Genomic DNA, 22,517 nt, shown 5'->3' with positions numbered 1-22,517 from the left:
GTGTCTGAAGCCCGATCCTCCGCCTTATATCCCGTGGTTGCGATAGTGCTGTTGATCTTCACGCATCTGGATGGTGCCGCCACCTTTATCCGGATCGCCAAGGGCGAGCGCGCGAATCACTCCGATTGCCGCCGTGCGAAGGTGCGGCGCCAGCAATTCAAAGTCGCGAAGGAGCGACGTCGATTCGCCATCGAGGATGTGGGATCGCTCCCGAAGTCCGGTCAAAAGATAATTCACATCGACGCCGACCGCCGCCAGCGCGGCTAGGTATTCAGCGTTAGGGACGGTCTTCCCCGTCTCGTAGCGACTTTGGGAATCGAGGGTGACGCCAGCGCGCGCGCCGAAGTCCTTTTGTGTTGCCCCGAAGCGCCCCCGTTCCTCCGCGAGCCGCTTACCAAATTCGACAGAAGTGCCGAATCTCGCTTGACTCTTAGACTGATCTGTCGAATGTCCTGCCATTCGACACTTTAGGCGAATGTGAGATGCAAGCCGATTCTCTTTTCGATCCAATCCCGATGAAGGCAATCCGCTCTGCGCGGGCGAGGCTCGTCGAAGCCGGCGAGACAATCGGGGAATGGGCGAATCGGCACAACTTCAAGCCGGCGGTCGTTTACAAGGTGCTGGAGGGAAAGCGGATGGCGATACGCGGCGAATCGCTGCAGATCGCGATTGCCTTGGGCCTTCGCCCAGAACCTGCCAGCGTCGCCAGACAACTTGATCCCCCCATTTCTCGGACCCCCACTGGGCACACCGTAGGGGTAGGGGCGGCGGTCGACGAGTGCGATCGTCGCCCCGTTTTGCAAGGTGCGCGTCACGCCGCCCGCCTGGGCGAGGCGGTCCGATGATCGCCGCCCGAGGGGCCAACGGCACCGCCGGCGAGACGCCGGCGGCCGACGCCGCGGTCTTGGATGCCGACACGATCCTCCTGATCGAGGCCGCGCGCGCCGTGCTGGCCGGCTTCCGGATCAGCTTCGACGCGGGGCGATTGCAGCCCTCACAACACGCTTCGCTTCTGCTCCTCGAGAACGCCCTAGTTCCTTTCGCCGATAACTCGAGCGGCCCCCCGCTCGGGGGGACTGTCGGCGACGCGCCGGGTTGCCTTGACGGCCAACATGGCAGCCCGGCGTCTGCCCTAAATGGCAGTGCCGCCGCATGACGAAGCGGCGAGCTCCTCTCACCTTCGAGCTCGCGCTCACCAAGATCGCCGGCGTTATCGGATGGCAAGTGGCGGCGGAGATTGTCGGCCAATCGGAGCGGGCGGTGCGCAACTGGAGCGATCCCGACGCGGCCGCGGGCATCAGGCTCGACGCCGCGCTGAAGCTCGACGTCGCTTATCGCTCCGCCGGCGGCGATGGCTTCCCTTTGCTGCAATGCTACTCCCTTCGCCTCGAGGCCGATACGGCCGAGGCCTGCGCGGATCTCGCGCTTCTCAATCACAAGATCGCGAAGGCCGCGCGGGAAGGCGGCGAAGCGATCGCCGCCGTGATCGCGGCGGCCCAGCCTGGTGCCACCGATTCCGCGCTCGCCATAGCAGAGGCCGAGCTCGAGGAGTCGATCGCCGCCAGCACAGACACGCTTGCAACCCTTCGCGCGGGGCGAACGGGCAAGGTGCAAACGGAAACGGCGCAGTCAGGGGACATGCCGAGATCCGCCCCGGGGAGGGGGAAATAACGTGACGAGAGTGTTACCTGTTGTACCTAGATTGCGTTCGATCGACTGTCCCCATTGCGAGGCGCCGACGCGCGTTCGGACAAGCCGTGACGTGGCGCCAACCTACCGGCAGCTCCAACTGCAATGCTCCAACATCGAATGCGGCGCGACCTATGGCGCCGCCGTCGAGATCACCCACGGAATCTCGCCGAGCGCGATGTCTAACCCAGCGGTGACGCTGCGCATGGCCCCGCCCCGGCAGCGGCTAGTCGCCGCCAACGACGACGGGCGCTTTGGCGCCAGCGCCCCGGGGGTGGCGCCGCTCCGCGCAGCGAATGACGACGGCGGTGTTGGCGAAGCGGTCAACACCGCAAGCTGACGGGCGGGGCCTCGGCCCTCTCCGCAATTATCACCTGAACGCCAATCAGCCACCCGCCGACCAACCGGCGGGACGGCCTTTCTGTTGCCTGGAAAGGACCATCATGACTGACACCACGCCTCTACCGCCCGCGATGACGCCGGGGCGCTATATGCGCCTTCGGCGTTCGGCGCGCGGCCTGTCGATCGACGCGCTCGCGACCATGCTCGGCTCCACGCCGAGGGAGACCGCCGGCTTCCGCAACGAGATTCACATGCTCGAATGCGGCGACCCCTCGCCGGACGACTATCGTCCCCTTGTTGATCGCATGGCCGGACTCTTTCGCTTCGACGCCACGATTTACTCGCTCCTCGTCGATCGCTCGCACGATCCCGAAAGCGAGCTGCCGCTACCGGCGATCTGCCGCGTCTGCGGCTGCACCTGGTGCGATCCATGCGACCCGCCTTGCTCCTGGGCCGAGATCGATCTCTGCACCGCCTGCGTCGGCAAATCGCCGGCCAACGACCACGGGGAGGCCAGCCATGCGGCATGATCTCACGCTCATCGCGGCGATCCCCCACGCGTCGGCCTGCCAGTGCGGCAGGTGCATGGCCGAACATCGCCGCCAGATCCGCGAGGGCAAGCGAGACGCGCTGCTCGGCCTGGCCGTGGGCGCGGTCATTTCGATCGTGCTCATCGCGATCCACTTCTGGCCCGCAATCGAAGCGACCTTGGGGGTGCGGCCATGAACGCGCCCCAGCTCGTCACGCCCACGCTGCTTGCCGCAGCCCGGCTCGCCCTGCCCGCGATGCAGGAGCAGCTCGTCACGATCCTCGAGATCGGATGCGACGAATTCTGTGAGGGCGTCCCCGATCGCGACGCCCTCGATCCCGCGCTCGAGGGAGAGGTTCGCCGCCTCGAGGCGGCGATCGACGCCACCGAGGCGGCGATCGCCGTCGCAGCGGCGGCAACGAAAGGAGCGTCGTCATGAGCGACCAGGATAAGGCTCGCGTCAAAGCGGCCGTCGCGCGATTCATCGCCGAACCGGGGAATACGAAGGTGCTCCCCGGCGATCTCGCCGCCCTCGTCAAAGCCGAAACCGGGATCGATTTCGGCGCGACGACGATCGCCCGCTACCTATCGGCCGAAGGCTGGCAGCGCGAGCCCCACCCCGCGAAGGGCGGCGTCCATTACTTCCGCCCCACCCCTAAAAAAGGAAGGGCCGCCGGCTCGCGCCGCGGCCCTTCCCCGAACTCCGAAACGACGTTGCCTGACGTCGCGGGCGAGCAAGCCGCCCGATCGAAGCGCGATCGGCCCGGCACCAATCCAACTGGAACCGGAGATACCCATATGAAGACGACAATCCCTTTGAACAAGCTGATCCTCTCTCCGCTCAACGTCAGAAAGACGGACGGCGAGGTCGGGATCGAGGCGCTCGCCGATTCGATCCACGAGAAAGGCCTGCTCCAAAATCTCGTCGTAGCCGAAGCCCTTGGCGGCAAGGGCCTCCATGAAGTCGGCGGTGGCGGCCGTCGCTGGCGGGCCCTCAGCCTCAACGTCAAGAAGAAGCGAATCGCGCGCGACTGGGACGTGCCGGTCAAGATCGTCTCGCGTGAAGCCTTAGCGGAGGCGAGCCTCGCCGAGAATCTTCGGGAGGACATGAATCCTGCCGACGAGGTCGAGGCCTTCGCGGCGATCATCCAGGGCTATGCCGAAGGCGGGATGAACGATCGCCGGGAGCAGCTCGCTCATTGCGCTCGCCGGTTCGGCACCACCGTCCGCTATATCGAGCAGCGTGTCAGGCTCGCGGATCTGGCGCCGGCGATCCTCGATGCGCTGCGCAAGGGCGAGATTACGCTTGATTCGGCCAAGGCCTATGCCGGCCACCCCGATCAGGCGGTGCAGCTCAAAATCTTCGAAGCCGAGAAGAAGAAGCCCTATAACGCGCACAGCCCCGGCACGATCCGCGATGCGATCGCCGGCAAGGTCTACGCCGCCGACAATAAACTGGTGATCTACGTCGGGCTCGACGCCTATCGGGACGCCGGCGGCCGCGTGGAGGCTGATCTCTTCTTTGGCGCCGAAGATCGCGAAGTGCTGCTCGATCCGTCGATCGTCGACCGCCTCGCCCGCGAGAAGGGCGATATCGAGGTCGGCAAGCTCGCCCAGGGCGAAGGCTGGGCCGACGGCGTGTTGAGCCTCGCGAAGCAAAGCTGGCAGCTCCCCGATCCCCCGGCGGGCTTCAAGGCCGCTTACAACGCCGCCGATCGGCTGACGCCCGATCAGCGCGACGCCTCGATTGCGATCTTCGAAGTCAGCGCCGCCGGCGGCCTGAGGCGCGTCGAATCGTGCTTCATCAAGGCCGAGCCCGCGCCGCCGGCAAATCCCGGGAAGCCTTTCGATCAGGCGGCATGGGAGGCCGAGCAGCGAAAGGAGGCGATCGAATATAAGGCGGCGCGCCTGGCGGCGCCGCCGGTGGCCGGGACGCCGCTCGAGGGCCGCACGTTCTGGCCCGACAACGCCAACGACGACTATGTCCCGTCGATCGCGAAGGAAGAAGACGGCACCTTCGTCGTCGCCTTGCTCGTCAGGATTCCGGCGGCCGACGTCCAGGAGCGCTTCGCAGAGGCCGAGGCACTCTACGAGCGGGAACTCGCGGCGAAAGCCGAGGAGGAGGAGGCCAAAGAAGCCGGCGCCGAACCCACCGCGGACGAGGATGCCGGCGGCGAGGCCGCGGGCACCCCGCCCGCCGAAGTGCCGGCGGCCGAGACGATCGCAGAGACGGCGTCGTGAAGTGGCGACGTCGCGCTCGGCCGACGCGGCCGGTCCATTGCATGACGCCCGGCTGCGCCGGACGGGCGATGGGCCGGCGCAACCTCTGCCGCTCATGCTGGTATCAGATCGGCGGCGCCTTCCGCCTCGCTATCCAGGAGGCGCTCTGGGCGCGCTGGTGGGCCGTGGCCTACGGCCTAAGCCAGGACGCGGCGGCAATGCTGGCGCGGCGCGCTGGCGCCGCCCAGGACGGCTCTGCGGTATGAGGCCGGGCACGATCGCCGCGATCGCCGGGGAGAGGATGCCCCACGGCTCGCCCGTTAAGATCGACGGGCGCCGCCGGTGCTTCCTCGAGTTCGACGAACGGAAGATGGGGGGCGTCACCCGACGCCCCCCGCAGACCTTCGCCACGCACCACGAAAAGGGCGAGCCGCTCGACGTCGCCACGGACGGCGGAATCCTCGCCGACTTTGGCGGCACGATCCGCTTCGTCGATCTCCGCAACGGAAGACCCGACAATGACTGATCGCGCCTATATCGACGAGCACCACGCGATCGTCGGCAACAGCGGCGCCGGGAAGACGGTGACGGCCAAGGAAGAGGCCGAGCAGCTCCTCACCGAGCGCCGACACTTGGCGATCATCGATCTCACCGATGTTTGGTACGGGCTGCGGTCCGATCGCGCCGGCACTGGCGCCGGCTTCGACATTCCGATTTTCGGCGGCGCCCACGGCGACGTCCCGATCGGCCCTTACGACGGCGACGCTATCGCGCGGATCGTGATCGAGCAGCGCGTTTCGGCGATCGTCAGCCTCGCCCATATCCACGACGACGCCCTGCAGCGCGTCTTCCTCGCTGCCTTCATGCGGCGGCTCCGCGCCAAGCCGCGCGGGAATTTCCACCTGATCGTCGACGAGGCCGAAGAGGTCTGTCCGCAAATGGCGCCCGACGACGTCGCCTTCGGCCTGACGCGCGACATGATCTGGATCGCGAAGCGCGGCCGCGTCGCCGGCTTCGTGCTTCACCTGATCACTCAGCGCCCCGCTGACGTGTCGAAGGCCGTCCTTTCCCAGGCTCAAACGATCATCGCCCACCAGCTCGTCGATCCGCGCGATCAGAAGGCGATCGACGACTATCTCAAGGCCAAGGGCGATAAGGACGTCCGAGCCGAAGTCATGCGATCGCTGCCCTCGCTAGGGCGGGGCGAGCGGTGGATCTATAGCCCCCGGCTCGGCATCCTCGAGCGCGGCTTCACGCCGGCGATCGCCACCTTCGATTCGAGTAGAACGCCGGCGCCTGGCGAAGTGCATGTCGAGCCGAAGCTGCTCGCCGAGCTCGACGTCTCGGCGATCGCGGCCGCCCTCGCGAAGCCGGCGGCCGACGCGCCGATCGCCGCGGCCGTCGTGGGCGCCGACGTCGCGGCGCAGCTCGCCGGGAAGGATGTGGAGATAGGGCGCCTGCGCTGCGCGCACCGGGACCTGGCCCAGCGTCTGGCGTCGGCCGAGCAGCTCCTCGATATACGAACCGCGGCGCTGGCGACGATCGGCAGAGCTGTCGCGGAGATCCATCTCGAAACGGTTTCCGCCGGCAAGGAACGGCCCAGGGCCCCCTCTGAGCCCGTTCCACCCGCCGGTGGGGGGGAGGCGGCGAGGACACCGGCCAAGGTCCGTCCTCCCGCCTCCCCCAACCCTAAGCCGAACGGCGACGATCAGGCGCTTCGCCGCGGTCGAAAGGCTTTGCTGCCGCTGGCGCGAATTTACCCGGCGCGCCTCAGCGAAGCACAGTGGGCGACCCTCGCCGGCTTCTCGAAAAGCGGCGGGACGTGGGGAACCTACAAAGGCGCGCTGCGCGGCGCCGGTTATATCGAGCAGGACGGCGAAAAATGGGGCGCCACTCTCACCGGCGTCGAGGCGAGCGGGATCGAGATCGAGCCGCTGCCGGCGGCCGGGCCCGAGCTCGCCCGCTTTTGGGGCGCCAGAATTCCCGGCGTCCGCCGCATGGTAGACGTCCTGATCAAGCGAAGCCCGCACTTCACCACCCGCGAAGGCCTCGCCGCTGATCTGGGAATGTCGGCCGATGGCGGCACCTTCGGGACGTATCTCGGCCGACTGCGCAGCAATGGGCTTCTCGAGGCGCAGGGGAAGCGTGTCCGCCTGGCTCCTTCGATCATGGGTGACGAATGATGACCGACGCCTTTGAACGCGCCGTGCGCGCCCTGTCAGGACTACCCGCCGAGATTGCCCGCATCCCTGCCCTCGCCCGCGGCCGCGTGTGGTGCCGATCGTGCGGCGCCTCGAGGGAGGTCGCCGCGGCCCATTGCCTTCGCTCAGGCTGGCCGCGGTGCTGCGGCGTTACAATGACGATCGACGCCCCGGGAAAAAAGCCGTGAGCGCCGCGACGTCCAAGCCCGAAAGGCAGCGGCGACGTTGGCAACGCGTCGCTGACCTGCGGCCCACGTCGTGCGGGCGCTGCAGGGGGCCGCTGTCGGCCACCAACAAGAGCGGCGTATGCCTCCTCTGTAAGCGCGCAGCCAAGGCCGCCAAGGCCGCCGCCGGCTGCCTCGATTGTGGCCGGTCCAAAGGCTTCAGAGCCAAACGCTGCGACCCATGCTCGAGGAGATTCCTGAAGACCGATCCGCGCGCGAAGGCCCTACGGGGCGCGAAGATATCACGCCGGCGCCGTGATCGCCTGGCCTCCGACCCTGATTTCGCCGCCCAGCTCAGCCGGCACGCCCACGCCTTGGGGAAGGCGAGCCGCGGATCCAGGCGGAAGCTGCGGCCCGAAACGATCGCTCGCCGCACGGCAACGAGGCTGGCCTGGTGCCCCGAAGAATATCGCGGTCTGTATCGCGAGCTCCGTAAGGGCGCCGGCGCCGGTGAGGCACGCCGCTTGGTCGAGGAGCAGATCCGCGCCGATCGCGCGCGCATGACACCTTTCGATCGTCAGATGGCGGCCGTGAAGGCGGGAGCGGCTGTACGTCCAAAAATGGATCTGCGCCCAGCGACGATTGACCCGGCGAGCGGATCCTCGCTCGTCCAATTTGAGGCCGTCTGGTGAGCCCCGGCCTGCACCCGGCGATCGCGGGCTTAGTCCGGACCATTGCCCGCGAGATGGCGGCCGAGGACGCCGCCGCGCTGGACCCGGTGCGGAGGCCCCGACAGGATGCGCCCCTGGACCAGAATAAGGGGATTCGACCATGTCCGCCCGCCGCTGCGCGATCTACGCCCGCTTCTCAGACGACAAGTGCTCGCCCACCTCGGCCGAAGACCAGGAGCGAGAGTGCCGGCGTCACGCTGAGCGCGAAGGCTGGGAAGTCGTCAGGGTCTATGCCGACCACGCGATCTCCGGCGCCGATAATAGGCGGCCCGGAATGACGTCCCTCCTCGCCGACGTCCCCCGCGGCCTCTTCGAGATAGTCCTCGCCGAGGATCTCGATCGCATCGCCCGCGATCAGGAGGATAGCGCCGGCATCTTCAAGCGCCTTCGCCATCACGACGTCGGCCTGATCACGCTCTCCCAAGGCGATGTCGACGAATTCAAGATTGGCTTCAAGGGCACGATGGACGCGCTCGAGCTGCGCAAGATGGCCGACAAGATCAGGCGCGGCCAGCGCGGCGCCCTCGCCCGCGGCCGTATCCCGGGCGGCCTCTGCTATGGCTACGAGGTCGTCAGGGAGTTCGACGAAAGAGGGCAGGTTGACGCGGGGCGCCGCCGGATCAACCTGATGCAGGCAGCCGTCGTAGTCCGCGTCTATGAAGAGTACGCGGCGGGCCGCAGCCCGAAGGCGATCGCCAAGGGCCTCAATGCCGACGGGATCAAATCCGCCAGAGGCGGCGAGTGGCGCGCGCCGGCGATCATCGGTCATCGCGGACGTCAGATCGGCATCCTTCAAAACCCGATCTATGTCGGCCGCTTCGTCTACAACCGCGTCAACATGCGGCGCGATCCGGACAGCCGGAATCGCGTTTCGAGGCTCAATCCCGTCAGCGAGCGGGTGACGATAGACGTCCCCGAGCTGCGTATCGTCAGCGATGAGCTGTGGGAGCAGGTCCAGGAGGTGCTACGGCGCCGCGCCGGCCAGCCCCTCGTCTATCGCAAGCGCCCGCGCCACCTCTTCTCGGGCTTGATCCAATGCGGCCTCTGCGGCGGCTCGATGACGATCGTCGCCGATACGCGGCTCGCCTGCAGTCGCGCCCGCGAGGCCGGCACCTGCGGCCACAACCGCCGCCTGCAGCTGGGGGAGCTGCAGGCCCGCGTCCTCGCCGGCCTCGAGGAGCAGCTGCTCTCTCCTGAAGCGGTGTCGATCTTGGTGCGCGAGTTCCACCTCGAGCGCGAGCGGAAGCTTCGCGAGGGCGGGCGGGCCCGGGCCGCGCGGGAAAGGCAGCTCGCCAAGGCCGTGGCCGCCGTTGAGCGCCTCGTCGCCGCGATCGCCGACGGCGGCGGCGAGTTCGCCGAGCTGCGCCAGGCGCTGGCCAGGAAGATCGAGGAGCGCGATCGCGCGCGCGCCGAGCTCGGCGAGGAGGACGCGGTCCCGGTGATCGTCCTTCACCCGCAAATTGTCGAAGCCTATCGCCAGCACGTTCGCCGCATCACTGCGGCGATCGCCGCCGGCGAGCCTCTTTCCGACCAGGTAAAAGCCGACATTCGCGGCCTCGTCGAAGCGATCCACGTCACCCCGGCCGAAGCCGGAGGACATGCGATCGAGTTTACTGGATCACTTGAATCGGCGGTCGCCCTCGCGACAGGTCGACCAGCGGCGCGAAGGGGTGCGCCTCTGGCGGTTACGGTGGTAGCGGAGGAGGGACTTGAACCCCCGACACGCGGATTATGATTCCGCTGCTCTAACCAGCTGAGCTACTCCGCCCCGTTGAGGCCCCGCGCCGCCTGGGCGCGCGCGCCGCGGGGCTATAGGTATCGGCGCGCACCCGGTCAACTGGAGTGGCGGCGGCGCGATTTCAAGGCCGGAACCCGCCGCGCCTCCCTGTCGTTTCGCCAAGCGTCACGGAGACTCGAAGCCATGGAATTGCTGACGCCGCTCGACTCGATCTGCCGCCTCATCCTTCGCGCCAAGGAACTGGAGGCTCAGGTTCCGGCCGCCGATCCCGAGCAGGAGGCGGACAATGTCGACGATCTCGACGACGAGGACGGCGCCGCGCTTTCCGTGCTCGAGGACGAGCTCAACGACAGCGTCGAGGAGGAGGTCCAGGCGATGCTCGACGATCTCGCCGACGACCAGCTCGCCGAGATCGTCGCTTTGGCCTGGGTCGGCCGAGGCACCTACGACGTCAGCGAATGGGACGAGGCGATGGCCGAGGCGACCGAGCTCGACACCGAGGAGAGGATCGACGAGCTGACCGACATGCCCTTGCTCGGCGGCCATCTCGAAGCCGGGCTCGCCGCGTTCGATTACAGCTGCGAGGGCGTCGGCCAGATGGATTGAGGCGGCCGGTCCGGACTTCGCTTGATCGTTCCCCGGCGAAGGCCGGGGTCCAGGAGCCGGAGGCTTTTGGAAGATCGCCGCACCCGAGCCCGGCGAGCGCCGGGCCTGGACCCCGGCCTTCGCCGGGGAACAGCATGGGGAGACTGGTCGAACGCCCTTCTATCTCCCTCTCCCGATGGGGGAGGCCTAACCGCGAAAGCTCCAGCTCCTGATCGGCTCCCAGGGCCCATCAAGATAGCGCCAGGCGGCAAGCCCGCGGATCGCCAGCGGCCGCGGCTCGAAGCCGGCCCGCAGCCGCTGCTGAAGCGCACGCGCCTCGCGCGGGGCGACCTTGTTCTGGATCGTCACATGCGGCCGCCAGGGCGCGAAATCCTGCGGCGTCAGGAGGCCGTGAAAGGCTTCGGCGAGGTCCGCGCGAATCTCCTCCAGCGCCTCGCTCTCCACCTCCAGCGCCGTCCCCTCCCCCAGATCGACGATCCGGGCGATCGTCGCTCGGGGCGGCCTGGCCGCGGCGGTTCGGGCGAGGCGCCCTGAAAGCTCGCTCTCGATGCTCGGCGGAAGCTGGCGGAAGAGGGTGAGGTGCGCCGGAACGCGGTTGCGCTCGGCGGGATAATGATCGCGCCGGAGCTGCTGGAGCCAGCCATTGTCGCCGTCGCCGAACGTGGCGGTGACGACGATCGGCCTCAAATCTCGACCTGGCTGCCGAGCTCCACCACGCGGTTGGGCGGCAGGTTGAAGAATTCCATCGCGCTTTCCGCGTTGCGCAGCATCCAGGCGAACAGCTTCTCGCGCCACACCGCCATTCCCGGCTTGGGGCTGGTGATCAGGGTCTGCCGGGCGAGGAAGAAGCTGGTGTCCATCATCTTGAAGGTCGGGCCGCAATTGTCGATCCGCGCCAGAGCCGCCGGCACGTTGGTCTCCTGCATGAATCCGTAGCGGACGATCAGCCGGTAGAAGCCCTGCCCCAGCTCCTCGAGGTGGAAGGTCTTCTGCTCCTCGACATAGGGGACGTCCTCGATCCTGACGGTCAGCAGAAGCACGCGCTCGTGGAGCACCTTGTTGTGCTTCAAATTGTGCAGCAGCGCGTGCGGGACGCCGTCGGACGCGGTGGTCATGAACACGGCGGTGCCCGGCACTCGGGTGGCGCTGGAGGCGGCGGACTTGATGAAGATCGAGGCCGGCATCGCCGCCTCGTTCATCCGCTTGATCATCAGCTGGCGGCCCTTCGCCCAGGTGGTGAGCATGGTGAAGGCGAACAGGCCGACGAGCAGCGGGAACCAGCCGCCGGCCGGGACCTTGGTGAGGTTGGCGGCGAAATAGGCGATATCGACGGTAAAGAAGACCGCCAGCGTCGGGATCGCCAGCCACGGCTTCCACCGCCACAGCGAGAAGAGGACGACGCTGAGCAGGCAGGTGTCGATGAACATCGCGCCCGTAACCGCGATCCCGTAGGCGGCGGCGAGGTTCGACGAATTCTGGAAGAACAGGACGAGCAGGATGACCATCACCATCAGCGCCCAGTTGACCACCGGAATGTAGATCTGGCCCATCGCCGATTCGCTGGTGTGCTGGATCCTGAGGCGCGGGATGAAGCCGAGGTGCATCGCCTGCTGGGTGACCGAAAAGGCGCCGGAGATCACCGCCTGGCTGGCGATCACCGTGGCGAAGGTCGCGAGGATGACGAGCGGCAGGCGAAGGCTTTCGGGTGCGAGGAAGAAGAACGGATTCTCCAGCGTCGCGTCGGCCAGCGCCGGGTCCATCGACAGGACCATCGCCCCCTGCCCCATATAGTTGAGCATCAGGGCGGGCACGACGAAGAACAGCCAGGAGATTCCGATCGGCTTGCGCCCGAAATGGCCCATGTCGGCGTAGAGCGCCTCGGCCCCCGTCACGGCCAGGACCACCGAGCCGAGCGCGAGAAAGGCGTGGAGCTTGTCGTTGAGGAAGAAGCGGACCGCATTGGCCGGATTGATCGTCTCGACGATGATCCAGGGATCGTCGACGATGTGGATGATTCCGAGCACGGCGATGGTCACGAAATAGACGATCATCACCGGCCCGAACAAGGCGCCGACCTTGGCCGTCCCCGTCGCCTGGATCGCGAACAGGCCGACCAGGATTCCGATGGCGATCGGCACGACATAGGGCTGGAAGCCGTCCTGAACCGTCGTCAGGCCCTCGACCGCCGAGAGGACGGAGATGGCCGGGGTGATCATCGAATCGCCGTAGAAGAGCGCGCAGGCGAACACGCCCAGAAGGACGATTCCCCTCGTCCACTTGCGCTTGCCCGAATCCGACTTGCGGTTGATCAGCGCCAGCAGGGCCAGGCTTCCGCCCTCCCCCTTATTGTCGGCGCGCATGATCACCGCGACATATTTGAGGGTCACGACGATCATCATCGACCAGAAGATCAGGCTGAGCACGCCGAGGATCTCGGTCGGGCCGTTGGGCAGCTCGTGATGGCCCGAGAAGGTCTCGCGGAATGCGTAGATCGGGCTGGTGCCGATGTCGCCGAAGACGATGCCGATCGCCGACACCGCAAGGCCCATCAGTCCCGATTGAGGATGGTGCCCGGCCGATTGCTCGGCGGGCTGCTCTGGGGCTGGGCTATCGCTCATCGGTCAGGAACGGAAACGTCCCACATCCTCTTGTCGTTGCCCAGGCCCCTGCCAAGGCGGCGCGGGGATTAGCACCGCGCCGGTGCCTTCGCAACGGCGACAAAGCGATATTGGGTCGTTATAGGAGCGCCCGAAATCACCAGCCCGGGAGAGCAAGATGCGCGTCGGCGTGCCGAAAGAGATCAAGGTTCACGAATATCGCGTCGGGCTGACCCCGGCCTCGGTCAAGGAGCTGATCCAGGCCGGCCATGAGGTGGTGGTCGAGACCAGGGCCGGGCTCGGCATCGACTTTTCCGACCAGGACTATGTCGACGCCGGAGCGACGATCGCCCCGACGGCGGCCGAGGTCTTCGCCCAGTCGGACATGATCGTGAAGGTGAAGGAGCCGCAGGCGCAGGAGATCGCCCTCCTGGAGCCGCGCCACCTCCTCTTCACCTACCTCCACCTCGCCCCCGATCCCGAGCAGACCAGGGGCCTCATCGCTTCCGGAGCGACCTGCATCGCCTACGAGACGGTGACGGCCAATGACGGCTCGCTTCCGCTCCTCAAGCCGATGAGCGAGGTTGCCGGCCGGATGTCGATCCAGGTCGGCGCCCACTATCTCGAGAAGGAGCAGGGCGGCCGCGGCGTGCTTCTGGGCGGCGTTCCGGGCGTCGCCCCGGCGCGGATCATGATCCTCGGCGGCGGAATCGCCGGGGTCAACGCGGCGCAGATGGCGGTCGGAATGCGCGCCGACGTCACCATCTACGACATCTCCAACGCCCGCTTGGCCGAGCTCGACATGTTCTTCGGCAGCCAGATCAAGACCGCCTACGCCTCGCGCGCGGCGATCGCCGAAGCGGTGAAGAAGGCCGAAGTGGTGATCGGCGCCGTTCTCATCCCCGGCGCCGCCGCGCCCAAGCTGGTTACCCGCGAGATGCTGAAGACGATGAAGCGCGGCTCGGTGCTGGTCGACATCTCGATCGATCAGGGCGGCTGCTTCGAGACCAGCCACGCCACCACCCATTCGGATCCGGTCTACGAGATCGACGGCGTGATCCATTATTGCGTCGCGAACATGCCGGGCGCGGTCGCCCGAACCTCGGCCTTCGCGCTCAACAACGCGACCCTGCCGTTCGTCCTCAAGCTCGCCAACCAGGGCGCCGAAGCGGCGATGAAAGCCGATCCCCACCTCGCGAACGGCCTCAACGTCTCCGCCGGCAAGATCCGCCACAAGGCCGTCGCCGACGCTTTGGGGCTGGACTACGAGCCTGCGTAAAGCGACGGAGTAGTGGTAGTCACCCCGGCGAAAGCCGGGGCCCATGAACCGAAGAGGGCGAGGACGAGCGATAACGCCTTGGCCCGCTTCATACATAGGTGTTCATGGGTCCCGGCTTTCGCCGGGATGACTCTTCAGCGCGGAATCTGCCCCGCCGCCCGCGCCTGCTCGATCGCCCGCAGCCTCTCCTCGACCACCGCGCGATATTCCGCGCCCGGCGGCGCCTCGGCGACGATCTCCCGCCAGATGCGCTCGGCGGCCGCATAATCGCCGCTCTGGGCCAGAGCGAGGCCGTAGAAGAAGCGCGGCGCCGGATGGCCTGGGGCGAGGGCCGCGGCGCGCTCGAAGGCGAGCTCAGCCGCCGGGTTCATGATTCCGCCGCCGTGGAGCAGCAGGGCGTTGCCGTAGCCGACCCACAGGTCGGGATTGTCCGGCGTGCGCCTGACGGCGCCCTGGAGAAGCTCCGCCGCCGTCTGCGTGTCGCCGCGCCGCTGGAAGCTGTCGGCCATGTTGAGCCAGGCCGAGGCCTGGTCGAACCGCCCGAGCATGTCGCCGCGAGTCTTGGCGAACTCGCTGTCGGGAAGGCTGATCCGGCCCGGCGCGACCCTCGGCGCGCCGGCGAAGCCCGGATGGCCCTGCCAGGCATAGCCGGCCAGGGCGAGCAGAAGCGCCGCCGCGGTGAACTGAAGCGCCCCCTTGTCGCCGCGGACGAAGATGGCGAGCCCGCCGCCGGTAAGCAGCGTCAGCACGGCCATGACGATCCAGCCGGTCACCGCGCCCTCCGCCTGAAGCGCCCGCGCGCGAGCCACAGGCCGGCGAGGATCAGCAGCGCCGGAAGCGCCCAGAGCGGCCAGGTCACCGGCTCCAGCGGCGGATCGTAGCTGACCCAATCGCCGTAGCGCGCGATCAGCCAGGCGCGGATCGATTCGGCGCTCTCGCCGCGCTGGATCCGGCTTCGGATCAGAGCGCGCATGTCGCCGGCCATTTCGGCATTGCTGTCGGCGATCGACTGCCCCTGACAGACCAGGCAGCGAATCTCCTCCATCAGCGCCCTGGCCTGCCGCTCCTGGCGGGGATCGGGGAGCTGCGTGTCGGCGAGAGCGGCGGGCGGGAGGGCGGAATCGGCGAGGGCGGGGGCTGCCCATAAGAGCGCCAGAGCAAGCACCACGTCATTGCGAGCGAAGCGAAGCAATCCAGCGCGGCCTCCGAGGCCCGCTGGATTGCCGCGTCGCTTCGCTCCTCGCAATGACTGCTTAAGGAACATCACCGCGCCGCCTCCCAGGCCGCGTAGATCCCCCCCACGTCGCTGTCGGCGATCGCGCCGATATGCTGGTGGCGGATGATCCCCCGGCCGTCGACGACGAACGTCTCGGGCACACCCGCAGATCCCAGCTCGATCTGCACGCGCCGGTCGCTGTCGGCGCCGATCGCCTGGAACGGGTTGCCGTAGGCGGCGAGGAAGCGGGCGAGGTCCTCGGGCCGGTCGCGAACGGCGATTCCGACGATCGGCACGCCCCGGCGCGACAAAGCGGCGAGCTGCGGCGCCTCGACCCGGCACGGCACGCACCAGCTGGCGAAGACGTTGACCAGATGGGGCCTACCGTTGCGCAGGTCCGCGCTCGAGGCGCCGGACCGCCCGGCCGCGCCCGGCGCGAGGCTGAACTCGGGCACCGGCTGGCCGATCAAGGCGGAACGGATCTCGCGGTCGGCCGGCGCGAAGAGGCCCGCCGCCACCACCGCCAGGAAGGCGACGAACAGGCCGAGCGGCACCCACAGGATCAGCCGCCTCATGCCAGCGCCTCCCGCAATCTCGCGCGCCGCTCGCGCAGCAGCCGCCCGAGCAGCGACAGGAAGCCGCCGAAGGCGACCATAGCCCCGCCGAGCCAGATCAAAGTGACCATCGGCTTCCACCACAGCCGCAGCTGCCAGCGACCCTGCGAGTCCGTCTCGCCCAGCGAGACGTAGAGCTGACCGTCGAGCACCGTCTCGATCGCCGCCTCGGTGGTCGGCGTCGGCGGCGCGCTGAACATCCGCGCCTGCGGGTGGAGATCGTAGGACGAGCCGCCGCGAATCGCGGTCAGCCGCGCCTCGATCGCCGTCCAGTTCGGCCCGGCCACCGGCTCAACGCCGTCGAAGCGGACCGCGAAGGGCCCGGCCTGAACGACTTGGCCCGGGCGGGCCGCGACCAGCGTCTCTCGCGTGAACGCACTCTCGCAGGCCATTCCGGCCAGAGCGACGGCGATGCCGAGGTGGGAGACGACCATGCCGTAGGTGAACAGCGGCGTTCGCCGCAAATTGCGCTTCCACAAGGGCGCGAGGCTCGCCGCCGCCGCGCCCGCGGCGAGAGCCAAGCCGAGCCAGGGCAGGATTCGCGTCCCCGGCGCGAGGAGGGCGAGGGCCAAGGCAGCGGCGGCGCAGAGCGTCGCCGGAACGGCGATCCGGCGAAGGAGCGCCCGCGAATCGTCGCGCCGCCAGCGCAGCATCGGGCCCGCCCCCATGATCGCGACGAGGATCAGGGCGATGGGCCCGACGGCGAAGTTGAAATAGGGCGAGCCGACCGAGATCTTGGCTCCGAGCGCTTCCGTAATCAGCGGGTAGATGGTTCCGACGAAAACGACGCCGAGCGCCGCCGACAGAAGCAGGTTGTTGGCGACCAGCGCGCCTTCCCTGCTGAAGAAATCGAAGCGCGATCCTTCCTTCACCGTCCCGACTCGCAGGGCATAGAGCGCCAGGGCGCCGCCGATGTACAGCAGCAGCAGGACGAGGATGAAGGCGCCGCGGCTCGGATCGACGGCGAAGGCGTGAACGCTGGTGAGGATTCCCGAGCGGACCAGGAAGGTGCCGATCATCGACATCGAGAAGGCGACCACCGCGAGCATCACCGTCCATGCCCTGAGCCCGTCGCGCGTGGCCAGCACGGTGACGCTGTGCAGCAGTGCGGTGGCCGCGAGCCAAGGCATCAAGGAGGCGTTCTCGACCGGGTCCCAGAACCACCACCCGCCCCAGCCGAGCTCGTAATAGGCCCAATAGGAGCCTGCGGTGATGCCAAGCGTGAGGAAGATCCACGCCCCCAGCACCCAGGGGCGCATCGCCCGCGCGAAGGCGGGGCCGACGTCGCGGGTCACTAAGGCGCCGACCGCGAAGGAGAAGGCGATCGAGATCCCGACATAGCCGAAATAGAGCGTGGGCGGATGGAAGGCGAGGCCCGGATCCTGCAGCAGGGGATTGAGCCCGTTGCCCTCGAACGGGACCGGGCTCAGCCTTGCGAACGGGTTCGAGGCGAACAGCAGGAAGGCGTAGAAGCCGAGCGCGATCAGCGCCTGCGCGGCCAGCGTCGCGGTCAGGGTCGCGCTCGGCAGCCGCCGCTCGAACAAGGCGACCGCGCCCCCGGCGAGTGCGAGAACGGTGACCCACAGCAGCATCGAGCCTTCGTGATTCCCCCATGCGCCCGCGAACTTGTAGAGCCAGGGCTTCATCGAATGGCTGTTCGCGGCGACGAGGGCGACCGAAAGGTCTGTGCGCAGGAACAGCCAGATCAGCATGAGGAAGGCGAACCCGGCGAGCAATCCCTGCGCCACGGCGATCGGGCGGACCAAGGGCCGCAATTCGACTCCGTCCGCACGCGCGCCCGCCGCGCCGAGCACGAGCTGGAGCAGCGACAGCGCCGCCGCCAGCCACAAGGCGCCGAGGCCGGCCTCCGCGATCAACGGACCCGGTCCGTCTTGTGCATGCCCTCGGGCCCGAGCACCGGCGGCTGGTAATTCTCGTCATGCTTGGCGAGGATTTCGGTCGCGACGAAGCGTCCGTCCGGCTGAAAGCGCCCCTCGGCGATCACCCCGCTGCCCTCGCGGAACAGGTCCGGCGTGATCCCGGTATAGGTGACCGCGATCGTCGCGCGCGTCTCGTCTCCGACGACGAAGTCGATCGTCACCCCATCCGCGTGGCGGCGGATCGACCCCGTCCGCACCATTCCCCCGATCCTCACCGGCCGGTCGAGCGGCAGCCCTTTCGCCGCGACGTCCGCCGGCGCGTAGAAGAAGCTGGCTTGGGCGCGCATCGCCGACATGGCGAGCAAGGCGGCGCCCAGCATCGCAGCCAGCGCGACGAGGATCAGGACCAGCCGCTGGTTCTTGGGCTTCACGCGCGCTCGCTCAGCCTGGCGGCCCCGGCTTCGGCGCGCCGCATCGCAAGCCAGCTCCACGCGGTCAGCACCACCGTGCCGCCGACGGAGAAAGCGTAAGCGCCGTAGACGAAGGGCCAGGGGTTCATTCCGCGGCCCTCCGCCGCATCCGCGCTTCGACCTTGCCGCGCGCAAGCTCGGCCCGCATTCGCATCAGCACGATGCCCCCAAAGAGAAGCGAGAAACCGAGCGCCGAGGCGAGCAGCGGCCACAGCATCGGCGCGGCGATGGTCGAGGTGCCGCGAACGAAGCTGATGCTCTCGCCCTGGTGGAGCGTGTTCCACCACAAGACCGAATAATGGATGATCGGCAGGTTGACCGCGCCCACCAAGCCGAAGATCGCCGTGATCCGCCCTTCCGCGCCCTTCTCCTTCTCAGCCCCGGCGAGGGCGATATAGCCGAGATAGAGGAAGAAGAGGATGAGCATCGAGGTCATCCGCCCGTCCCATTCCCACCAGGTCCCCCAGGCCGGGCGTCCCCAGAGCGAGCCGGTGACGAGGCAGATGGCGGTGAAGGCCGCGCCCGGCACGGCGAGGGCGCGCCCCGCCACCGCCGCCAGCGGGTGGCGCCAGACGATCTGCATCAGGCTGGCGATGGCGATCCCCGACCATCCGGCCATCGCCAGCCAGGCCGCGGGGACGTGGACGTAGAGGATCCTGACGCTCTCGCCCTGAAACCGCTCGGGCGGCGCGTAGAACAGGCCGACGGCGAGCGACACCGCGACCAGAAGCGCGCCCGGCCCGGTGAGCCAGAAGGTCAGCGGTCGCGCGATCTTGAGGAAGCGGGCGGGATTGGCGAAGGCGTGCATGTTCTTGGGCGCGGTGTAGCGAAGCCTTGGGCGGCGCGAAAGCTTGTGCTTAAGGCGGGGAGGTGGGCATCCTTAAGCAGAACCGGCTCTTGGGCATAGGCTTGCGGATCGGCGCGGCGACCAGCTTCGGCTTCATGGCCGCGGCGATCAAGCTCGCCGCCGCGCGCGGCGTGGCCCTGCCCGAGCAGGCCTTCTACCGCTTCGCCTTCGGCCTGCCGCCATTGCTGGCCTGGATCCTCATCACCCGCAATTACGGCGCCTGGCGCACGAAGCGCCCGCTCGCCCACCTCGCCCGCGGCGCGCTCGGCCTTTCGACGATGGCCTGCGCCTTCGCCGCCTTGGCCTGGCTGCCGCTCGCCGAGGCGGCCACGATCGGCTTCGCCGCCCCGCTCTTCTCGGTGATGCTCTCGGCCCTGGTCCTCAAGGAGCCGGTCGGCCGGCACCGCTGGAGCGCGGTCGCTCTGGGCCTCGCGGGCGTTCTGATCGTCATTCAGCCGGGGAGCAGCCACCTGCCCGCGCTCGGCCTCGCCCTCGCCTTGCTCGCGGCGCTCGGCACCGCGGCGGTGACGATCACCATCCGCCAGATCGGCCGCACCGAGGCGACTCCGACCATCGTCTTGTGGTTCACCTGCTTCTCGATCCTGGTCGCCGGCCTCTTCATGCCGGTCTACGCCCTGGGCCACGACGCCGCGACCTGGGCGATCCTCGCCGGGCTCGGTCTCGCCGGAGGCCTCGGCCAGCTGTTCCTCACCTCGGCGCTTCGGTTCGCCCCGGTCGCCGTGGTCGTGCCGTTCGACTACGTCCAGCTGATCTGGGCGGTGCTGCTCGGCTGGGCCCTGTGGTCGACCCGCCCCGCCCCCGGCACCTGGGCCGGCGCCGCGGTGATCGTCGCCAGCGGCCTCTACACCATCCACCGCGAGCACAAGCTCGGCCGCGACAAGCCGAGGCCCGAGCCGCTCTGAGGGGACAGTTACTAGTAACTGTCCCCGACTTACCTAGCGGGGCTCTACCCCCGCCCGATCAGCCGCCGCGCCATCGCGTCGGCCACCTCCGCGGGGTTTTCGCCGCTCGCCTCGCTCTCGTCCCAGATCGCTTCGAGCCGGCCCGGTATGCCCTCGATCCGCTCGCGCACCTTCTCCCGGTCGCCGTCCTTCACATATTCGGTGGAGACGTTGATGATCCCGCCGGCGTTGATCACGTAATCCGGCGCATAGAGGATTCCGCGCGCCGCGAGGCGGTCGCCGTCGGCGCGGGTGGCGAGCTGGTTGTTGGCGCCCCCGGCGACGACCGGCACGTTGAGCGCGGCGATCGACTCCTCGGTCAGGATCGCGCCGAGCGCGTTGGGGCTGAGCACGTCGGCCTCCAGAGTCATGATCTCGCCGGTGCCGACCACATTTCCCCCGACCTCTTCGGCCAGGGCGCGCGCCTTGGCCTCGTCGATGTCGGCGATGCTGATCCGGGCGCCTTCCTCCGCCGCGCGCCGCGCCAGCCCGGAGGCGACGCTGCCCGCGCCCTGGATGGCCAAGTGGAGGCCCGAAAGGCTGTCCTTGCCCAGCTTGCGCTTCACCGCGGCCTTCACGCCCAGGAACACGCCGTAGCTGGTGTGCGGCCCCGGATCGCCGCCGACCGCGCCCTCGGCCACCGGCAGGCCGGCGACGAAGCGCGTCTGCTTCGAGATCGCGACCATGTCCGCCACATTGACCCCGACATCCTCGGCGGTGACGTAGCGCCCGCCAAGCCCGTCCACCGCCCGGGCGAAGGCGGCGAGCATGTCGGGAGTCTTGGTCTTGGCGGAGTCCGCCAGGATCACCGCCTTGCCGCCGCCGAGCGGCAGCCCCGCCATCGCGTTCTTGTAGCTCATCCCCCGCGACAGCCGGAGCACGTCGGCCACCGCCTGCGCCGGATCGGCATAATGCCAGAAGCGCGTGCCGCCCGCGCCGGGCCCCAGATGGCTCGAATGGACCGCGATCACCGCCCTCAGGCCGGTCTTTCGGTCGGTGACGAAATGAACGAGCTCGTGCTCGTCGAAATCCGGATAATTCCAGAGCGAGTCCATCGGGCGCCTGTCCTAAGTCTTTGCAGGAATGGGGCGACCAACGGGATTTGAACCCGCGACCCCCGGTACCACAAACCGGTGCTCTAACCAGCTGAGCTATGGTCGCCACGCGTCATTTGAGTGCGCGCACATAATGGCGCGTGCGGGCCAGCGTCAAGGCAGGCCCCCGCCCCCGCCCTCCTCCCGTTCCCCGGCGCAGGCCGGGGCCCAGGCCGGGGCGAAGCCGCGGTCTCAGCAAACGCTTCGCGCCTGGGCCCCGGCCTCCGCCGGGGAACGGCCTTCCGCAACATCGGCGGGAGGTCGGCCCGAAGCCGGCCGAGCCCGTCCCACGTCCCGGCTCAAGGGTCCCGTGACGGCCCCAGCCGACCCGTGCTATCGCGCCGCCCGGGAGGAAAAAGAATGCCCCAGGGATCCTGCCTTTGCGGCGCCGTCCGATTGACCGTTTCGCAGCCGCTCGCGCCGGCCGACGCCTGCCACTGCACCCAATGCCGCAAGCAGACCGGCCACTATCTCGCCTCGACCAACGTGCCGCGCGACGCCCTGGCCATCGAGGGCGAGGACAAGATCGGCTGGTACCGCTCGTCGGAGAAGGTCCGCCGCGGCTTCTGCACGATCTGCGGCTCGACCCTGTTCTGGGACCCGCTCGAGCGCGACTGGACCAGCATCGCCATGGGCTGCTTCGACAATCCGACCGGCGCGCACCTCGAAATGCACATCTTCGTCGCCGACAAGGGGGATTATTACGAGATCTCCGATGGCCTGCCGCAGCACGAGCATTAGCGCGGCCCGCGTCTCCGCCAGGACTTGCAGCTTCTCTCCAATGCGCCGATTGTAAGGCGTACGCACTCTGGCGGAGCTGAAGACATGGCTCGAATGAAACGCGCAACAGGCCCGGCCGCCGTCCTGGCGATGGCGTTGACGGCCGGCTGCAATTTCACCCAGCCGCCGCCCGGCAACGCCGCCGACGAGCGGCCGGCGCCCGCGGCGGAACCCGCACCGTTTCGGCTCCGCACGCTGATCGTCACAGAGCGCAGTTTGACCATCACGCCGGATCTGGCGGCGGATCTCATCATCGTGCAGCGGGAGGCACAGATCGTTCTGCCGCCGATCGCGGATGTCCCGCAGGGCCGCGCCTTCGTCATTCGGGCCGTCGAACTCGCCGCGATCCGGCCAAGCGGCAGCGACAGGATTGAGGGCAGCCGGGCGGTGGGGCTGGAGGCCGGCGAGAGCCGCATGTTCGTCGCCGCCGGAAACGGAAGCTGGCTCGCCCTCCTCGACGGCGACCTGCGCTAGCCGAGGCCGACCCGGCGGCAGCACCGCGGACGCGCAGCGGCCAAGGCGCCGCGGCCGGAGGCGGCCCGGCCGGCCGACAGGTGG

28 protein-coding genes and 2 tRNA genes are annotated in these 22,517 nt (G+C 68.4%); 18 read left to right on the top strand and 12 right to left on the bottom strand.

Going from position 1 to position 22,517, the window contains the following annotated elements; translation table 11 throughout:
* Window positions 1-24 precede the first annotated feature (24 nt).
* The gene (locus E6G92_04130) at window positions 25-459 is read right to left on the bottom strand and encodes a helix-turn-helix transcriptional regulator (protein TMJ19007.1); all 435 of its coding nucleotides are present in this window, start codon (window positions 457-459) and stop codon (window positions 25-27) included.
* 56 nt (window positions 460-515) lie between these two features.
* Between E6G92_04130 and E6G92_04125 the strand changes: the two genes are divergently transcribed.
* The 13 genes from E6G92_04125 (at window position 516) to E6G92_04065 (ending at window position 9,611) form a co-directional block, all read left to right on the top strand.
* Window positions 516-845, top strand: a complete 330-nt coding sequence (locus E6G92_04125; GenBank protein TMJ20702.1) for a hypothetical protein — start codon at window positions 516-518, stop codon at window positions 843-845.
* Complete coding sequence (locus E6G92_04120) at window positions 842-1,156, top strand: hypothetical protein (GenBank protein ID TMJ19006.1); 315 nt, start codon at window positions 842-844, stop codon at window positions 1,154-1,156. Before E6G92_04125 ends, E6G92_04120 begins: the two co-directional genes overlap by 4 nt.
* Window positions 1,153-1,671 carry a hypothetical protein gene (locus E6G92_04115; protein TMJ19005.1) on the top strand — a complete coding sequence of 173 codons (519 nt, stop codon included), beginning with the start codon at window positions 1,153-1,155 and terminating at the stop codon, window positions 1,669-1,671. The genes E6G92_04120 and E6G92_04115 overlap by 4 nt, the downstream gene beginning before the upstream one ends.
* A gap of 31 nt (window positions 1,672-1,702) precedes the next feature.
* Entirely contained in the window at window positions 1,703-2,029 is a 327-nt protein-coding gene (locus E6G92_04110; protein ID TMJ19004.1) for a hypothetical protein, read from the top strand.
* 103 nt (window positions 2,030-2,132) lie between these two features.
* Window positions 2,133-2,561, top strand: a complete 429-nt coding sequence (locus E6G92_04105; GenBank protein ID TMJ19003.1) for a hypothetical protein — start codon at window positions 2,133-2,135, stop codon at window positions 2,559-2,561.
* On the top strand, window positions 2,551-2,757 hold the full coding sequence (locus E6G92_04100) for a hypothetical protein (protein ID TMJ19002.1): 207 nt from the start codon (window positions 2,551-2,553) through the stop codon (window positions 2,755-2,757). Before E6G92_04105 ends, E6G92_04100 begins: the two co-directional genes overlap by 11 nt.
* On the top strand, window positions 2,754-2,999 hold the full coding sequence (locus E6G92_04095) for a hypothetical protein (protein ID TMJ19001.1): 246 nt from the start codon (window positions 2,754-2,756) through the stop codon (window positions 2,997-2,999). Before E6G92_04100 ends, E6G92_04095 begins: the two co-directional genes overlap by 4 nt.
* Window positions 2,996-4,801: a hypothetical protein gene (locus tag E6G92_04090; protein TMJ19000.1), complete on the top strand. Its 1,806-nt coding sequence runs from the start codon at window positions 2,996-2,998 to the stop codon at window positions 4,799-4,801. The genes E6G92_04095 and E6G92_04090 overlap by 4 nt, the downstream gene beginning before the upstream one ends.
* Window positions 4,798-5,046: a hypothetical protein gene (locus E6G92_04085; GenBank protein ID TMJ18999.1), complete on the top strand. Its 249-nt coding sequence runs from the start codon at window positions 4,798-4,800 to the stop codon at window positions 5,044-5,046. The genes E6G92_04090 and E6G92_04085 overlap by 4 nt, the downstream gene beginning before the upstream one ends.
* Window positions 5,043-5,306 (top strand): hypothetical protein, encoded by a 264-nt coding sequence (locus E6G92_04080; GenBank protein ID TMJ18998.1) that lies wholly within the window; start codon window positions 5,043-5,045, stop codon window positions 5,304-5,306. Before E6G92_04085 ends, E6G92_04080 begins: the two co-directional genes overlap by 4 nt.
* Entirely contained in the window at window positions 5,299-6,963 is a 1,665-nt protein-coding gene (locus E6G92_04075) for an ATP-binding protein (protein TMJ18997.1), read from the top strand. Before E6G92_04080 ends, E6G92_04075 begins: the two co-directional genes overlap by 8 nt.
* A complete protein-coding gene (locus E6G92_04070) occupies window positions 6,960-7,169 on the top strand; it encodes a hypothetical protein (protein ID TMJ18996.1) in 210 nt (69 codons plus the stop codon). Before E6G92_04075 ends, E6G92_04070 begins: the two co-directional genes overlap by 4 nt.
* An 807-nt stretch (window positions 7,170-7,976) precedes the next feature.
* A complete protein-coding gene (locus E6G92_04065) occupies window positions 7,977-9,611 on the top strand; it encodes a recombinase family protein (GenBank protein TMJ20701.1) in 1,635 nt (544 codons plus the stop codon).
* On the opposite strand, the gene E6G92_04060 is transcribed toward E6G92_04065, so the two are convergent.
* Window positions 9,568-9,644 (bottom strand) — tRNA-Met (locus tag E6G92_04060). The genes E6G92_04065 and E6G92_04060 overlap by 44 nt on opposite strands.
* Before the next feature lie 153 nt (window positions 9,645-9,797).
* Here E6G92_04060 and E6G92_04055 point away from each other — a divergent pair.
* On the top strand, window positions 9,798-10,220 hold the full coding sequence (locus E6G92_04055) for a DUF3775 domain-containing protein (protein TMJ18995.1): 423 nt from the start codon (window positions 9,798-9,800) through the stop codon (window positions 10,218-10,220).
* 186 nt (window positions 10,221-10,406) lie between these two features.
* Here the strand turns inward: E6G92_04055 and E6G92_04050 are convergent, their stop codons facing one another.
* Window positions 10,407-10,907: a 2'-5' RNA ligase family protein gene (locus tag E6G92_04050; GenBank protein TMJ18994.1), complete on the bottom strand. Its 501-nt coding sequence runs from the start codon at window positions 10,905-10,907 to the stop codon at window positions 10,407-10,409.
* Window positions 10,904-12,838 carry a potassium transporter Kup gene (locus E6G92_04045; protein ID TMJ18993.1) on the bottom strand — a complete coding sequence of 645 codons (1,935 nt, stop codon included), beginning with the start codon at window positions 12,836-12,838 and terminating at the stop codon, window positions 10,904-10,906. The genes E6G92_04050 and E6G92_04045 overlap by 4 nt, the downstream gene beginning before the upstream one ends.
* 157 nt (window positions 12,839-12,995) lie before the next feature.
* Here E6G92_04045 and ald point away from each other — a divergent pair, with 157 nt between their 5' ends.
* Window positions 12,996-14,096 carry an alanine dehydrogenase gene (gene ald / locus E6G92_04040; protein ID TMJ18992.1) on the top strand — a complete coding sequence of 367 codons (1,101 nt, stop codon included), beginning with the start codon at window positions 12,996-12,998 and terminating at the stop codon, window positions 14,094-14,096.
* 134 nt (window positions 14,097-14,230) lie between these two features.
* On the opposite strand, the gene E6G92_04035 is transcribed toward ald, so the two are convergent.
* From E6G92_04035 to E6G92_04010, 6 genes are all read right to left on the bottom strand, one after another.
* Complete coding sequence (locus E6G92_04035) at window positions 14,231-14,905, bottom strand: tetratricopeptide repeat protein (GenBank protein TMJ18991.1); 675 nt, start codon at window positions 14,903-14,905, stop codon at window positions 14,231-14,233.
* The gene (locus tag E6G92_04030; GenBank protein ID TMJ18990.1) at window positions 14,866-15,360 is read right to left on the bottom strand and encodes a cytochrome c-type biogenesis protein CcmH; all 495 of its coding nucleotides are present in this window, start codon (window positions 15,358-15,360) and stop codon (window positions 14,866-14,868) included. The genes E6G92_04035 and E6G92_04030 overlap by 40 nt, the downstream gene beginning before the upstream one ends.
* Window positions 15,360-15,887, bottom strand: a complete 528-nt coding sequence (locus tag E6G92_04025) for a DsbE family thiol:disulfide interchange protein (GenBank protein TMJ18989.1) — start codon at window positions 15,885-15,887, stop codon at window positions 15,360-15,362. The genes E6G92_04030 and E6G92_04025 overlap by 1 nt, the downstream gene beginning before the upstream one ends.
* A complete protein-coding gene (locus tag E6G92_04020; protein TMJ18988.1) occupies window positions 15,884-17,803 on the bottom strand; it encodes a heme lyase CcmF/NrfE family subunit in 1,920 nt (639 codons plus the stop codon). The genes E6G92_04025 and E6G92_04020 overlap by 4 nt, the downstream gene beginning before the upstream one ends.
* Window positions 17,800-18,237, bottom strand: coding sequence for a cytochrome c maturation protein CcmE (ccmE, locus tag E6G92_04015; GenBank protein TMJ18987.1), 438 nt, complete (start codon window positions 18,235-18,237; stop codon window positions 17,800-17,802). The genes E6G92_04020 and ccmE overlap by 4 nt, the downstream gene beginning before the upstream one ends.
* 124 nt (window positions 18,238-18,361) lie before the next feature.
* Window positions 18,362-19,084 (bottom strand): heme ABC transporter permease, encoded by a 723-nt coding sequence (locus E6G92_04010; protein ID TMJ18986.1) that lies wholly within the window; start codon window positions 19,082-19,084, stop codon window positions 18,362-18,364.
* Window positions 19,085-19,218: 134 nt separating this feature from the next.
* On the opposite strand from E6G92_04010, the gene E6G92_04005 reads away from it, so the two are divergent.
* Window positions 19,219-20,046 (top strand): DMT family transporter, encoded by an 828-nt coding sequence (locus E6G92_04005; GenBank protein ID TMJ20700.1) that lies wholly within the window; start codon window positions 19,219-19,221, stop codon window positions 20,044-20,046.
* 44 nt (window positions 20,047-20,090) lie between these two features.
* Here E6G92_04005 and E6G92_04000 read toward each other — a convergent pair whose 3' ends face one another.
* Both E6G92_04000 and E6G92_03995 read right to left on the bottom strand, forming a co-directional pair.
* Entirely contained in the window at window positions 20,091-21,140 is a 1,050-nt protein-coding gene (locus E6G92_04000; protein ID TMJ18985.1) for a Glu/Leu/Phe/Val dehydrogenase, read from the bottom strand.
* 29 nt (window positions 21,141-21,169) lie between these two features.
* Window positions 21,170-21,246 (bottom strand) — tRNA-His (locus tag E6G92_03995).
* Window positions 21,247-21,539: 293 nt separating this feature from the next.
* On the opposite strand from E6G92_03995, the gene E6G92_03990 reads away from it, so the two are divergent.
* Both E6G92_03990 and E6G92_03985 read left to right on the top strand, forming a co-directional pair.
* A complete protein-coding gene (locus E6G92_03990; GenBank protein TMJ18984.1) occupies window positions 21,540-21,920 on the top strand; it encodes a GFA family protein in 381 nt (126 codons plus the stop codon).
* Between the two features lie 93 nt (window positions 21,921-22,013).
* Complete coding sequence (locus tag E6G92_03985; protein TMJ18983.1) at window positions 22,014-22,433, top strand: hypothetical protein; 420 nt, start codon at window positions 22,014-22,016, stop codon at window positions 22,431-22,433.
* The last annotated feature ends 84 nt before the right edge of the window (window positions 22,434-22,517 follow it).

It is taken from the genome of Alphaproteobacteria bacterium (assembly GCA_005883305.1).
In the GTDB taxonomy this organism is placed as follows: Bacteria; Pseudomonadota; Alphaproteobacteria; order Sphingomonadales; family Sphingomonadaceae; genus Allosphingosinicella.
This window is presented reverse-complemented; position numbering and strand designations above follow the sequence as displayed.

Coding starts and splice junctions, on each gene's coding strand:
- E6G92_04130 (TMJ19007.1), bottom strand. CDS start 459: ATGGCAGGACATTCGACAGATCAGTCTAAGAGTCAAGCGAGATTCGGC.
- E6G92_04125 (TMJ20702.1), top strand. CDS start 516: ATGAAGGCAATCCGCTCTGCGCGGGCGAGGCTCGTCGAAGCCGGCGAG.
- E6G92_04120 (TMJ19006.1), top strand. CDS start 842: ATGATCGCCGCCCGAGGGGCCAACGGCACCGCCGGCGAGACGCCGGCG.
- E6G92_04115 (TMJ19005.1), top strand. CDS start 1,153: ATGACGAAGCGGCGAGCTCCTCTCACCTTCGAGCTCGCGCTCACCAAG.
- E6G92_04105 (TMJ19003.1), top strand. CDS start 2,133: ATGACTGACACCACGCCTCTACCGCCCGCGATGACGCCGGGGCGCTAT.
- E6G92_04100 (TMJ19002.1), top strand. CDS start 2,551: ATGCGGCATGATCTCACGCTCATCGCGGCGATCCCCCACGCGTCGGCC.
- E6G92_04095 (TMJ19001.1), top strand. CDS start 2,754: ATGAACGCGCCCCAGCTCGTCACGCCCACGCTGCTTGCCGCAGCCCGG.
- E6G92_04090 (TMJ19000.1), top strand. CDS start 2,996: ATGAGCGACCAGGATAAGGCTCGCGTCAAAGCGGCCGTCGCGCGATTC.
- E6G92_04080 (TMJ18998.1), top strand. CDS start 5,043: ATGAGGCCGGGCACGATCGCCGCGATCGCCGGGGAGAGGATGCCCCAC.
- E6G92_04075 (TMJ18997.1), top strand. CDS start 5,299: ATGACTGATCGCGCCTATATCGACGAGCACCACGCGATCGTCGGCAAC.
- E6G92_04070 (TMJ18996.1), top strand. CDS start 6,960: ATGATGACCGACGCCTTTGAACGCGCCGTGCGCGCCCTGTCAGGACTA.
- E6G92_04065 (TMJ20701.1), top strand. CDS start 7,977: ATGTCCGCCCGCCGCTGCGCGATCTACGCCCGCTTCTCAGACGACAAG.
- E6G92_04055 (TMJ18995.1), top strand. CDS start 9,798: ATGGAATTGCTGACGCCGCTCGACTCGATCTGCCGCCTCATCCTTCGC.
- E6G92_04045 (TMJ18993.1), bottom strand. CDS start 12,838: ATGAGCGATAGCCCAGCCCCAGAGCAGCCCGCCGAGCAATCGGCCGGG.
- ald (TMJ18992.1), top strand. CDS start 12,996: ATGCGCGTCGGCGTGCCGAAAGAGATCAAGGTTCACGAATATCGCGTC.
- E6G92_04030 (TMJ18990.1), bottom strand. CDS start 15,360: ATGTTCCTTAAGCAGTCATTGCGAGGAGCGAAGCGACGCGGCAATCCA.
- E6G92_04025 (TMJ18989.1), bottom strand. CDS start 15,887: ATGAGGCGGCTGATCCTGTGGGTGCCGCTCGGCCTGTTCGTCGCCTTC.
- E6G92_04010 (TMJ18986.1), bottom strand. CDS start 19,084: ATGCACGCCTTCGCCAATCCCGCCCGCTTCCTCAAGATCGCGCGACCG.
- E6G92_04005 (TMJ20700.1), top strand. CDS start 19,219: ATGGCCGCGGCGATCAAGCTCGCCGCCGCGCGCGGCGTGGCCCTGCCC.
- E6G92_04000 (TMJ18985.1), bottom strand. CDS start 21,140: ATGGACTCGCTCTGGAATTATCCGGATTTCGACGAGCACGAGCTCGTT.
- E6G92_03990 (TMJ18984.1), top strand. CDS start 21,540: ATGCCCCAGGGATCCTGCCTTTGCGGCGCCGTCCGATTGACCGTTTCG.
- E6G92_03985 (TMJ18983.1), top strand. CDS start 22,014: ATGAAACGCGCAACAGGCCCGGCCGCCGTCCTGGCGATGGCGTTGACG.